The organism is Clostridia bacterium (assembly GCA_017410375.1).
In the GTDB taxonomy this organism is placed as follows: domain Bacteria; phylum Bacillota; class Clostridia; order RGIG6154; family RGIG6154; genus RGIG6154.
Genome location: JAFQQW010000056.1, coordinates 1 through 13,728, shown reverse-complemented (window position 1 = coordinate 13,728; position 13,728 = coordinate 1). Strand labels below are relative to the sequence as shown.

6 protein-coding genes and 1 pseudogene are annotated in these 13,728 nt (G+C 40.9%); 3 read left to right on the top strand and 4 right to left on the bottom strand.

The window, feature by feature from the left end:
- Nucleotides 1–53: 53 nt before the first annotated feature.
- Nucleotides 54–2,753, top strand: a complete 2,700-nt coding sequence (locus IJE10_08865; protein ID MBQ2968212.1) for a hypothetical protein — start codon at nucleotides 54–56, stop codon at nucleotides 2,751–2,753.
- A gap of 1,231 nt (nucleotides 2,754–3,984) precedes the next feature.
- Here IJE10_08865 and IJE10_08860 read toward each other — a convergent pair.
- The 4 genes and pseudogenes from IJE10_08860 to IJE10_08845 all read right to left on the bottom strand — a co-directional run bounded on the left by IJE10_08860 (nucleotide 3,985) and on the right by IJE10_08845 (nucleotide 11,075).
- Nucleotides 3,985–4,080 (bottom strand): annotated as a pseudogene (locus IJE10_08860) (YHYH domain-containing protein).
- Between the two features lie 89 nt (nucleotides 4,081–4,169).
- Entirely contained in the window at nucleotides 4,170–5,063 is an 894-nt protein-coding gene (locus tag IJE10_08855; GenBank protein MBQ2968211.1) for a hypothetical protein, read from the bottom strand.
- A 56-nt stretch (nucleotides 5,064–5,119) separates the two neighbouring features.
- Nucleotides 5,120–10,024, bottom strand: coding sequence for a hypothetical protein (locus IJE10_08850; protein MBQ2968210.1), 4,905 nt, complete (start codon nucleotides 10,022–10,024; stop codon nucleotides 5,120–5,122).
- Between the two features lie 16 nt (nucleotides 10,025–10,040).
- Nucleotides 10,041–11,075, bottom strand: a complete 1,035-nt coding sequence (locus tag IJE10_08845; GenBank protein MBQ2968209.1) for a hypothetical protein — start codon at nucleotides 11,073–11,075, stop codon at nucleotides 10,041–10,043.
- A gap of 131 nt (nucleotides 11,076–11,206) precedes the next feature.
- On the opposite strand from IJE10_08845, the gene IJE10_08840 reads away from it, so the two are divergent.
- Nucleotides 11,207–12,037, top strand: coding sequence for a helix-turn-helix domain-containing protein (locus IJE10_08840; GenBank protein ID MBQ2968208.1), 831 nt, complete (start codon nucleotides 11,207–11,209; stop codon nucleotides 12,035–12,037).
- Between the two features lie 69 nt (nucleotides 12,038–12,106).
- Complete coding sequence (locus IJE10_08835; GenBank protein ID MBQ2968207.1) at nucleotides 12,107–13,561, top strand: family 20 glycosylhydrolase; 1,455 nt, start codon at nucleotides 12,107–12,109, stop codon at nucleotides 13,559–13,561.
- Nucleotides 13,562–13,728 lie beyond the last annotated feature (167 nt).

Genomic DNA, 13,728 nt, shown 5'->3' with positions numbered 1-13,728 from the left:
GAAAGGGAGTTGTTTTACTCCCTTTTTTAAAAAATAAGAAGAAGGTGAATGCTATGGATTATAAAAATGTACCTCAAAAATACCGTCCCATTCCGTTCTGGAGTTGGAACGAAAAATTAAATGTTGAAGAAACCAAATCCCAGATTCAGAAAATGCATGATGTGGGCATCGGCGGTTTCTTTATGCATGCTCGTGGCGGTTTGCAGACCGAATATATGGGAGAAGAATGGTTTGAAAACGTCTCCGCTTCGGTCGAAAAAGCAGATGAGCTTGGAATGCGTGCGTGGGCATACGATGAAAACGGCTGGCCCAGTGGTTTCGGTAGTGGTATCGTAAATGGTATGGGATTAGATTTCCAACAAAAATACCTTCGCTGGGAAAAAGAATTTGAGCATAAGGATACAGCTATTTGTCAAATCGGGGACTTGTATTTTTATTACGATGTCAATCCTTTTTATGTAGATACACTCGATAAAAAGGTTATCAAAGAGTTTATCAAATGTACATACGAGCCTTATTATGAGAAGTATAAAAATCAGATTGAAGGTTTTTTCACTGATGAACCGCAGATTTCCCGTAACGGTATTCCATGGAGCTTTGTAATGGAAGAAAGCTATAAAGCCCGTTATAACGAGAATCTTCTGGATCATCTGGATGCTTTATTCTTTGAAGTGGATGGATATAAAGAAGTTCGCGTTAAATTCTGGAAAATGGTAACCGATTTGTTCTCTGAAGCTTTTATGAAACAAATTTATGACTGGTGTGATGCACGTAATTTAAAATTTACCGGTCATCTTGTTTGTGAAAACACATTCGGTTCTCAACTTGCATCTAACGGTGCATGTATGCCGCATTATGAATATTTCCACGTGCCGGGTATGGATTGGTTAGGAAGAAAGATTCAGGATGGTGTTATGATTCATCAGCTCGGCTCTGTTGCCCAACAGCTTGGCAAAAAACAAGTCCTTTCCGAAACATTTGCACTTTGTGGACATAACGTAAGTTTTGAAGAGTTGAAAGGCATCTATGAATGGCAGACTGTTCGCGGTGTTAATTTACTTTGCCAGCACTTAGAAGGCTATTCCAACCGTGGTATCCGAAAAAGAGACTATCCGCCTGCGATGTATTGCCAACAGCCTTGGTGGAGTGAATATAAGCAGTTTGTGGATGCAATGTCCCGCGAAGGCATGATTTTAACCGAGGGAGAAATTAAACCTGAAATTTTAGTTTTACACCCTCAAACGACAGCGTGGACTGTTTATGATGCAAATGAAAACAAAGGAATCGACGAAATGTTTGAACGGTTTAAGGCAATTGTGAAAGGTCTTGAAGAAAAGCATCTTCCGTTCCATTTAGGGGACGAAACTATTATTGAACGCCATGGCAAGGTTAACGGTGACCGTTTTGAAATCGGCTGTCAGAGCTATAAGTATGTTGTTAAGGCGGGATGTGAAGTGTTGCTTCCGTCAACCGAAAAACTTCTTTCAGAATTTATTGCAAACGGTGGTATTGTACTTGACAGCACAGACTCATTTACCGAAAATTCTGTTACAAACGACAAGACACTAACATACACCTACCGAGAAAGCAAGGAACAAAAAGTTCATTTCTTTGTCAACACAAGTCCCGACAGAAAGAATGCGGAAATTTATGTAAAAGGCAAAAAAGTAAATCTTGAGACAGGAGAACTGGAAAACTTTGCTTCGCCCTATGAATTTGAACCCTGGGGAAGCCTCATGGTGATTGAATCTGAAAACGCACCTCATGCACCGCAAAAAGAAACAAAAATTGAGTTAAGCGGTCCATTTAAATTGGGCGGGGCAGTGGAGAATTCTATCACACTTGATTTCTGTGATTACTATTTTGATGGCGAACTGCAGGAGAAAAACGGTTATGTTTTAAATATTTTAGAGCGCGCCAACAAAAAAGAATGTCCGGTACAAATCCATCAGGATTATTTTGTTGAGATAAATTACATTCCAGAAAAACTGTTTCTTGTTTGCGAAACACCCGAAAACTTTACCATTGCTGTTAACGGCAAAGAAATTGCGTTTAAGGATGAGGGTTATTTCAGAGACATTTCTTTCCGCAAAACAGACATCGCTCGTTATCTTACAAAAGGCAAGAATACCATCAGCTTTGATTGTGATTTCAAGCAGTCGCAAACCGTTTATGATAATATCCGGAAATCCAAAATTTTCGAAAGTGAAAAAAATAAGCTGTGCTATGATATGGAAATTGAATCCATTTACCTTGTAGGTGATTTTTCTGTGGGGACAGATGGAACGTGGGAAAAGCTTGATAAAAAAGCGGTTCGGTATACCGGTTCGTTTACCATTGAAGAACCTAAGAAAGAGATTACCCTTTCGAACATTGAACAACAGGGCTTCCCGTTCTTCAGCGGTGAATTGACTGTATACGGAAAGATAAACATCTCCGGTGAAAATCCCTATATCCTCTTGGATAAAAAAGGCGTAAACGCCATTCGTATTACAATTGGTGATAAAACAAAAGTTGTTCTGTCCGACAATAAAATTTCTCTAGCAGATTTCGGTGTTTCAGGAGAAACCGAGGTTGAAATCACATTGATTAACAACCTACGCAACCTTTTAGGTCCGCATCATCTGCAGGTGGGGGAAAGTTATTCTGTTGGTCCCGGCATCTTCTATAAAGAACGATGCATATGGAATTACACATGGAATCAGGGCAGTACATGGAACGATGGTTATTGTTTTGTAGAAACTTCACTTTAATAAAAAGGGGCTGTAAATTTATTACAGCCCTTTTTTAGGGAATAGGAAAAAATGTTTGGAATGGACAAACTGAGCCCAAACTGCGTTGCATCGCGGTTTGGGGTTACCCGAAGGCTCGTCAGAGCAAACGATGCATTGGGCACCCTTCGTTTTGCGACGAAGGGTTTCTTTTGCGCCGTTGCTCTTCCTCTTTCGCCAAAAGTTTTCACCGAAATACTTTTTGCGAGCCAGCCGAAAAGTATTGCTTGCAAACTTTTCGGCTAAAAGGAGGTGCAGAGTATAAAATGAGCAAAACGCCATAAGGTGGATTGCGATATAAAAGCTCTTGCACCGACGCGGTACGTCGAGAGGCGAAGTTTGTTCATAGCAAAAACGCATTTATCAAAAGAAAACACGCAAAATTTTGCGTGTTTTCTTCATTTCGTGTCTTTCTCGTGAGTTTACACAAACTTTGTTCGCCTTTATACTCGCGTTTTTGCGATCCGGACTTTTTTTACATTCCCTTTTATTTTGCTTAATCCGGATAATTACTTCTTCGGATAAAATCATCTTCAGAATAAGGACTTTTTCGATTTTCCTCTACTTTTGTTCTTTCGAGAAAGTGATAAATTTTCATAAGTGCATTTCCTAAAAATGCCGGAACGACAACCAGTACAGTTGGTATATACAGCAAAAAATCAATATTTTCTGATTTGCCTTCGAGTTTTTTAATTGCCATTTGTACGATTGAAGAGACGATACAAATGCCGATTAACGCAAAAATAACCAGTAAACTCAGCCCAACTGTGCTGAGTGCTTGAAGCGGCGAACCATTTCCGTTTACTTGTCGGTACACAGTAGCTTTATTTTCCGGATTCGTATCGGTGGCGTTGGGACTTACATCGTCCTGCAAAGGTTTTGTCACATCTCCAACTATTATAGAACTTTGATTTGCATCATTACTTGCCTGCGGTTCAGAATTCGGTTCAGTCAAAATTTCTTCGGTGATGGGCTCTTGTTCTGTTACCGGCGGCACGTACATCGGTTGCTCTGTCTGTGGTTCAGGCGAGGTTTGTTGTACATCAGAATATGACGGAGCAGGAGACTGTTGCTGTATGGAGTTTGTTCCGTTTTGAGACGAAGTGTCCGGCGTATAGATTTGTGTGTTCTTTTGTGTGGAATCGGAGGGTTTGGTTGTATATGTTATTGTACCATCGTCATTGTGTATGTGATACTGTCCGGTGGCAGACTCCGTGTGTCCGCCATATTTATCCGTTCTTCCCGGGTGGGCAGTTGTCTGTACAGTGAATAAAATAATAAACGCAAACAGGATAAGTAGTTTTTTCATAGTGCTTCACCTCTCGCTTAGTATAGCGGAAAAGGCGATTTTTGTCAAGAATTCTGTAAAAAAGAAAAAAAGACGGATAAACCGCCTTTTTACGCAACTGAAAGTGCAATGAGTGCCGCTAATGCCATCAATAGCGAAAAAATCTGTATTTTTGTAAGTCTTTCTTTAAAAATACAGAAAGAATAAACAATAGATAATATCATTGCACCGCCGTTATCAAATGTGTACAAAATACCTTCCTGAACACCGCCGGGTCCTACCAGATACAACATCAGCTTTTGTGCAAAGGTGCCGACGGAGCTTGCAATAATTAAGAACAGAACAGATTTTTTGGTTTGCTTAAAAGATTGCAATTGACCACGATTTTTAAACAGCATAAACAAAAACGAGAATAGCGCGAGACAAAAATAGGTAACAATAATCATTTCGTTTTGTTCGGTCTGGTTTGTAAACTCTTGTTGCCATGCCATGATTGCACCGTAAAAGCCGTTGAATAAAAAGAGCAACACACATAAAAGTAAAAAACCTTTTTTGCTTTTTTGTTTGGTTGCCCCCTTTTGCGGTAAATTCATCAGTATGAAAGATAAAAGCATCACCAAAATAGAAATCCATTGCACGGCATTTAAAGTATCTCCTTTAAACAAAGAAATGAATAAAGGAATCAGAATACCACCGAAAATCATGAAGATAATTGTGATGGAATAATTGCCCCGGTCGGATGCACCAAGCAAACAGATGTTGTAGCCAAGCACAATGAGTGCGTTTAAAACACCAAGCAAAACAGTTGCTTTGGAAGGCTCGAATATGAAGCCGGCACTGATAAAGGTGATAAAAGTGATTATCAACCCATAAAACACAGAAAAGACAATCGGAGCATCGTTTTCATTGCCTGGATACGCAGTTGCCTGCAAACGGCTGAACAGCGACTGCCAGGAAAACAGGACAATCATAAGAAGAATAAGGCTTAACGTTGTTATAGACATATAGTAATCCTTTCAAGTAAGTTATGCAGACCGACTTAAAGTCGGTCTGCATTTTTTTATAAACCGGAACCGATTGGTATAATCGTACCACCCGGTATTTTTTTAACAGATCCATCATTTTGGACCAGTTCAATGCGGTAGGTGAGTGGCTTAACAGGTTGCTGAACGGGGAGGATAACTTCGTAAGGATAAACATCCATTTCGGCCATCTGTTCTTCGCTGTCACCTATTGTGTAGTAAACTTTAATCGCGGATGCGGTTTCTTCGGTGTCTGTTACATAAATGTAGGCAAAATACTCGTCCGGACTAAGTTGAATCGCAAATGCTTTTCCGTTTTCATGCTCTGCAACCGACTGTTTTACATCATATTTTCCGTTGAGCGTGTATTTGAGCAATGCATAAGAGGGTGCTTTCACATCAGGCAGACTGATTTTTACACTTACAAGAGCTTTCGGTTGAATGGTAAGCATAAACTTTCCGTTTTCAATCTGAATTTCAGACTTATTGCCTGCATTATCATAAAGTGTAGCAGAACCTGTATAGGTTTGACTGCCAGGGAGTTTTTCACCCAGAACAATTTCGGTGGTTACCGCCTCGTTTCCTTCGTTCAAGAATGCAGCAGCAAACATGCCATCTTTTTTTGCAGTCAAATAGTCAATCTGAACCGAATTCGGAGTTACAATTCCGCGGTCAAGCCACAGCCACATACCATCTTCATCATAAAATTTGCCGGGTGCGTACCCGTATTGGTTCGAGTCAAAATATGCATAACCCTGCTGACGTAAACCAGGGAAGGAAATCAGATAATCGGATTTTGCGGAAATCTGGTTCACCAGGAAATCGCAAAGCATTGCATAAAACTGCGGAATATGGTGCCAGTAAATGTTTGTAAAGTCAGGACCGTTAAATCCGTACTCCGGTTGCATATAATAGGTCCAGAACCGTTGCAGATAATAGCCGGAATATCCGCCGAATCTGCCGACGATTGCATTTCTTGCCACCGATTCAAAATAATCGTCACCTGTAAGATATGCAAGTCTTACCATATCACCTGCCCAGCATTGCATTGTAATGTAGGAAGAACCGCCAAATGTTACAGGTTGTTCCACACCGAGCCCTACATTGCTTGCAACCCAAAGCGGAACATCCTCGATATGCTCACGCATAAGCGCATAAGCTTTGTCTGTATCCGCAGGGTTTCCGGGTGTTGTACCCTGACGCCAGATAACATCACCGTGCCACCAGAAGGAGGAGCTTAAATGCTCACCCTTACCGCCTTGCCAGCGAACTGCCACGTCCAAAGGATCGTTTACAGTAATCATCTGATTTCGTTTTGAAGAATCTACACCTGCAGTCTGCACCATAGCTGAAATCCAACGTCCGGTGTATTCTGCAGCATCTAAGTATTTTTTGTCTCCGGTTACATCATAAATATCCAGCAGAGAAGAAAGGCTCGGATAGTAGCCGGAGTACACAAATACAGTTTCTTTTTGCTGTGTAGTACGCGGTGCGTATACAACATCCTCTAAATATTTATCAGCGGTAGCAATTGCTTTTTTGAGATAGGATTCGTCTCCCGTATATTTGTACAGATGTAAGTCGTTCATGAATGGTGCAACTGCCGAAGCGGTTTCGTTTACTGTGCCAGCTTTTGCTTTTTCGATGGAATAGTTCAGAAGCCAGGGAAGGGTACCGCCTGTTTGCTCGTAAACCCCACCCATTACATTTAAGTTGTAATATTTGATAGGAGAACCGATTTCGTGCTGTCCCCATGCTTGTGAGGATTTGTTGGTTGTCCAGTTCATGTGTAAATTTGGACGTGTCAGCAAATTCGCAATGGTCGGAACAGTTCTTCTTTCTAAAATGTCTTTGTTTTCGGTCAGTTGATATGCCTGAAGCAACGCCATAGGATTTGCGTTGGTTGCCATGTAAGAGGATTCCATATTATAAAACCCTTTTGCATATTTGTTCCAACCACCCAAATCGTCATCCATCATCAGGTCGATGGTGTTATAAATACCCTCATTTAAGGAGGTGTAATAGTTGGTTCTGTAGTCTTTTACTTCAAACAAATCTGTTGCGATGTGTTTATAAGAATCATACCAGTCAGATACCTCGGAAATAACACGATAGCTGAAATTATAGGTATCGCCGCTGTAAAATTTGCATGCCTCTGTTCCGAAAAGGGGAGCAAATACACCGCCACCGTAAGCGCCGGAAGCATCAATGGAAGCTAAACCGAACATATTGTTTTCGGTATAATTCCACATAATGGGAAGCCAGGACGGCTCAACAACAACGCCTTTTGTAACCTTGTTTGCATTATAGATGTTATTTGCAGGAAGTGTATAGGTGGACATGGGTGTCATTGCGGATTGTTGCGTTGTAAGACCGCGATCTCCGGCAACTTGCTTGCTCATAATTCTGTAAGGAATCATTGCAAAATCATAGTCTGCAAACCCTTGACCTTCAAAGCAACCGAAGGAATATGCACCGTTTGTTTTAAAGCTTGCATCTAAAGTAACCTTCGGAGAACGGCCGTCATCTAAGCTCCATACAACCTGCAAGGAAGCATAGTTGTTATCTGGGAACAACAGCGTTACTGTGTTTCCGTTTACAGTATAATCGTTTGGGATCATCCAGTTCACAGTACCCGCGCTGTACACATCAGAACCAATATAGTTTTTCTCAATGCCGTTTTCGGTATATGTGTTCTTAAATGCGGCAATTTCAGCAGAAGAACCTGCTTTTAACGAATCGTCCGCTTGCATCATAAGATACCCAAGAGGTTCATCGCGTTTGTTGGTTAACACCCACTTGCCGTCTTTTTTTGCATAAATTTCATTCTGAATCACAATGCCGTTTTGTGTAGGTACTTTGTGGAATATAACTTTTGTATATTCGTTTTCAATTGCAATACTTTCTGTTGGTGCGTTTTGTTCCTTAGCCCATTTTGGGAACTCTGTAGAACGTGTGGAAGCCGGGTTGTATGGCTTGGCAAGTGCCGATGTCACCGAATAGCTTTCTTCGGGAATATATCCTAAATCTTCTACAATTAAGACACCATCACAACGGGCATAGAATTTGGAGGTATCATATAATGAAATTGAATTTGTTCCTTCGTTTAATGTGAATACACCTGCGTCTGCCCAGCGGTACCCGTTTTTACCGTGCGTGCCGAACTTTTGCTCGTGCATTTTGCCGTTTACACCAATGTTAAAATAACGTGTGCCGGGGGAGCTGGTTTCAAAATCTTTTGAATGTACCCAGATTCGGTACTGACCGCCTTTTGCAACCGGAATATATGCTGTTGCGGGCTTTGGATTGTTATAATCTTCAGCAGTCTGTGCCGGGTTGTCTTCGGGCTTAACCAAACCGCGAAGCGTTGTCTGATTAAATGCATCTGCCTGTCCGCTTTCCATGAACCATGTTCCCAAAGCTTCAAAACTTTCAGGACGCAGGAAATAAGCGGCAGACGGAATATCAGCTAAGATCCTGACGGTGTTGGTGTCACCTTCCCATTTTACAGAAGCTCCCAATGCCTCCGAAACAAAACGTAACGGAATCATGGTTCTGTCATTAATTAACGCAGCAGGTGCATCCAATGATACTTTCTTATTATTTACCTGTGCGACATCTGAATCGATAGTCAGGGATACAATGGAGCCGTTTCGCATGCCGGTTGCAGTTTGCGTATCGTTGTTCCAGGAAACGGTACAACCGAGCGCTTCAAAAATGGCACGCATGGGAACCATAGTTCTGTCGTTAATCAGAAGAGGTGGAACATCAAAGGTCATATAGCTTCCGTTGAATTCAACCGCAATTTCATCACTTGGGCGCACCTGACCGTTATCAGTAGCCTTGGTTTCTTTTGCAGAACCGGATTTGTAAAGATATTCATTTTGAAGCTTATGCATAATTTCTTTATTTTCGCCGATTTTGAATTCTTTATCGTTGGTAATTACGATCATGTCAACACGCGAGAAATTACCACGATAGTCACTTAAAGAAAGCGTATGTTCACCCGCGAAAAGGGGACAGGCGGTAACCTTGTCCCAGTGCCACCCTTCGTTTCCGTGGCCACCGGCGAGTACTGGCTCATTGTTATTTATTGTTAAATAAAATGAGCGGCTTCCGGGATTGTTGGAAGAGTCTTTGGTATGTACCCACACATCATAAACTCCATCTTGCGTAACTCCAAATACCGCTTTAGCATTGTCAGATGCGTTTGCTGATTTTGTGGTAGAGAAAAGAAACGAATCCAGCATAGTTCCGCTTTCGGATTTTATTTCCCAAGTTCCGAGAGGTGAAAAGGAAGTATAGTCTAAAGTGCTGTAAACCTTATCTGATTTAAAATTTGTTTCGACAGGCTTTTCTTCGTAAATAGGCGATACAAGCGCACCGGGAACGGCAGTGCATGCATATTTGGAAGCAAAACTTCCAAAAGCACTTGCATTTTCGGGCAACTTAATGTTTTTATCTGTTGACAGAATAATACCTTCAACGCGTGGCGTGTATCCGGTAATATCTACAAGCTGAACGGTCGATGTGCCTTTTTTTAAGGAAACTTCGCCTACCGTTTCCCAGGCCCAGCCATTTGTTCCGTGTGCACCTAAAATGTGTGGATAAATGGTGCCGTTTACGGCAATCTGGCTTTTACGGGTACCGGGGTGTGTATCGTAATCACGTGTTCGGACATAAACGGTGTATGTACCGTCGGCAGGAACAACAACATTTACCCCTGCAGGCTTTAAAAGATTTTGCGCCTTGTCACTGCGTCCAATCAGGATGCTTTTGAACGCATCTGCTACGTCGCTTGTTTTATAAGTCCAGGAACCCAAATTTTCCTGAAAATTTTCAGGCGCAATAAATATAGTCTGCACATCGGCGGCTTGCGCAGGAATTGTAAGCATGCCGACCAGCATAACGAATATTAAAAGAAAGCTGATTCTTTTTTTCATATTTATCCCTCTTTAATTATTTTTGATATTTTGCCATTCTTTCTCTGCGAATGGCATCAAAATGTCTGGCACGAATGCGTCCCATAGCTTCACCCATAACCTGCCATGTCAGCTCTGCAACATCTGATTTATAGGTGTTAGATTCAGCCCCGCGGAAGCTCCAGTCTAAAATGGTTCTTGCGCCTGCATCGTATGCCGCATCTGTAGCAAGAATCAGTTCATCTTCTTTTCCGAAAGGAATATCAAATCCCTGAATCCAGGTGTGGCAGTCTTTGCCTAACGATTTAGCAAGCTCGACCTGTTTTTTTGTGTTTTCATATACATATTCATACGGATCACGTTTGCCGTATTTGGGATCCCAGTAGGGGTCAATGCCAAAATTATGTAAATCAGGCGTGTTGATAATATCTTGCGTATTGTCTAATGTATGAACCATAACAACGGCAATGTTTTCCATACCGAGACCTGCGGAATAAGCGGTAATCTTATTGAAATATTCGCGCATACTCCAGGCGCGGAATTCCTTCATTTCGGGTGTCATACCATCGAGAGGCATTTCCTTGCCGTATTTTTCTGCGAATAACTTTTTGCAGGTGTCACAGCAGCAACCGTATTTGTTCTGATCCATGCTGGGAAGGTGGGGTGGAATGTGCGGTTCGTCCCATAGAATTTTGTTTCCGCCAAATTCTTTAACGGTGTAAGCCCAGTTTTTTGTAAATTCTAAAAGCTCAGGTCTGTTAAAGCAAACGCGAACGGGGTCAAATGTACCGTCGTTATACTGCATTCTGGTTTCGGGATGCTGACCGGTAAAGAAGGATTTATCTCCCGGAGGGCCTCCGATACCCCAGTTGTCCCACCACATATCAAGACCGTAGTATTCTGTGATTCTGACAATATCCTTCATTACTTTTAAATGACGGTCCCAGTCATTGTGTGTAAACATGTGCACCACAAGATTCATGTTATGCTTTACAATGTCAATCATGTCTTCTTCCACATGCTTTAAAATTCTGTTGCCGTGATAAGCAACACCGGTTAATAATTTTTCCATATTTTCAACCTCCTAAAAAATACTTGCATTTTTTTTAAATATGCTCTATACTTTAATTATAAGCTTATTTTTAATTTTTTCAACTTGTTTTTTAATAAATTTTAGCTACTATTTAATATTTTGGAGGCAAAATGGAAAAATATATCAATACCTGGAAGAATAGTCGGGAAAATGTTTTACAGCAAGAAAGTCATTTTCTGGTTGATAAAGAGGTCTGGGGGCCCGAAGATTTGCCCATTCCGCCTATTCACAATCATATTTTTACAGAGATTGAGTTTGTGGCAGAAGGGGATTGCGTGCAGAAAGTAAACGGACATACCATTCCATGTAAAAGCGGAACGATTGTTTTTATGCTATCACGAGATGTGCATGAGTATCTTTCTTTTGCGAAACCAACTCTGCTTTACAGCCTTTGCTTTGCCGACGATATGTTACCAAAGGAAATTACAGATGTTTTGTATGCAAAAAACACGGCATTTACAGCTACCTTTAATTCAAAAGAGTGCGAAAATGTAAAACAATGCTTTGAAAAACTTTTGGTAGAAAAAGAGAATAATGAGCAGTATGGCAAACTGCTTGTACAGAGCATTATCACAGAAGTGCTCATTAAAATATTGCGTCAAACCGATAATTCGGATTTAAAAATAGGAAATGCAATTTTGCGAAACGCATTAAAATACATGCGTGAAAATTTCAGACACCCAATCACGCTAATTGAGGTTGCTGATTTTGTGCATGTGACACCGCAATATTTCAGTAAGCTTTTTAAAACAGAAATCAATATCACTTTTCATGAATACCTTCGTAATATGCGCCTTGATTATTCCATGATGCTTTTAAATACAACCAACATGAGTGTTACCGAAATATGCATGGATTGTGGCTTTAATTCCAGTTCCAATTTCACCAAAATTTTTAAAGAACGCTTCGGTGTCCTTCCGAAAGATGTTCACAAAAAATGACATAAATATTTAATAAAATGTCTTGTTTCATTTGATTATTGTGCTATAATTTCAATTGAGGTGATTACCATGATTAAATTGTTTCCTGAGCCTTTATTTCTGGAGAAAAAAAGCGGACACTATATCGTTAATGAAAAAGTATATCTGCATTTGGACGCAGAATTTGATAAAAAAGAGTTTTTAGACTTTTGCCCTGTACTCTGGAATAATTTTACTGCCAAAAAAAGTGTGCTCGAGATTATATTTGTACCCGGATTAAAAGGCAATGCGTGTCTATCTGTTGATAAGGACGTACATATACCTTCCTTTGATTCAGAATACGAATACGAAATTTCCGTTGATGAAAAAGGTGTTTTCATGGCGTTTAGCGAAAGCGTTGGTCTGATTCATGCATTTTTATCAATGTTACAGCTTTTGAGTCCGTACAGAAGAAAAACAAATGATTTTATTATTCCGTTTGTTTGCATCAAAGACAAGCCGGCTCTTTCTTTTCGTGGGATGCATCTATGCCTGTTTCACGATACATCTCTTACACACATTAAAAAAATGGTGGCACTTTGTGCTTTTTTAAAGTGCAGTCACATTTGTATTGAAACCTGGGGAAGTTTAAAACTGGAAGTGTTTCCTGAATTCGGGTGGCCGGATGCTGCGACTGCGGAAGATTTGAAAGAAATTGTTTATTTAGGACGTGCAATGGGGGTAGAATTTATCCCGTTTATGAATCACATCGGTCACTCCTCGCAATCGCGGCTCGTGTCCGGAAAGCATGTAGTTTTAGACCAGAATCCCGAATACGAGGAATGGTTTACACAGGGTGGATGGACATGGGATGTGGACAACCCGGAGGTTATCGAACTGCATAAAAAAATTCGAGCTGAACTGTGTGAAATTTTCGGAGAAGGGGATTATTTTCACATTGGTTGTGATGAGTTTGCGGATTTGTACAGTCCCTGGGCAGAAAAAGATGTTTCGGATACAGAAGGCTTTGTAAGATTTTTAAATCGCACCGCAGAATCTGTTAAAAACGACATTCACAGAAAACCGATTATGTGGGGCGAAATGTTTTTGGATAAAAAGGATTTTGATTATCCCTTCTGTTGCAACACCAATGACACATTTACTTTCGATATGGACGGTCTTGCGGAGGATATGTATGTAGTGGACTGGCAGTATAATATTGAAGAGGCTCAGGACGAATCTGTACAGTATTTCTTAAAGAACATTCCTGCCTCCAGACTGATTCTTGCGCCCTGGTCGGATATGTCCAAAATTCATGGCAGAGTTAATCTTGCGAAGAAACATAACATGCTCGGTATTATCGGCACAACCTGGGGAAATACCGAAACAAGTTGCGGCGACATGGTGTTTACAGCTTGTGACATGTGGGAACAAGGTGCAGAGCCGTACAAACAAGAATACTCATTAAACGGTTATCGCCGGAGCATGATTTGTCGCTTCATGCGGGGTATCTTGCCTTCGGACGGTATTTACAAAACGGCAGGATTCAAAGAAAGCGAATTTTAAAAAACAAAACAGTTTTTTTAAGGCTGTTTCAGCGTGTCGATAAACCTATCGACACGCTGTAGACTTAAGAAAAAGGAAGTTATATTTTGTCAATTTGAATTCGTCGGCGTACAGAGGTACGGTAGAGTTCAAATTGACAAAAAGCAAGCAATGGAGCGGAATCCTCG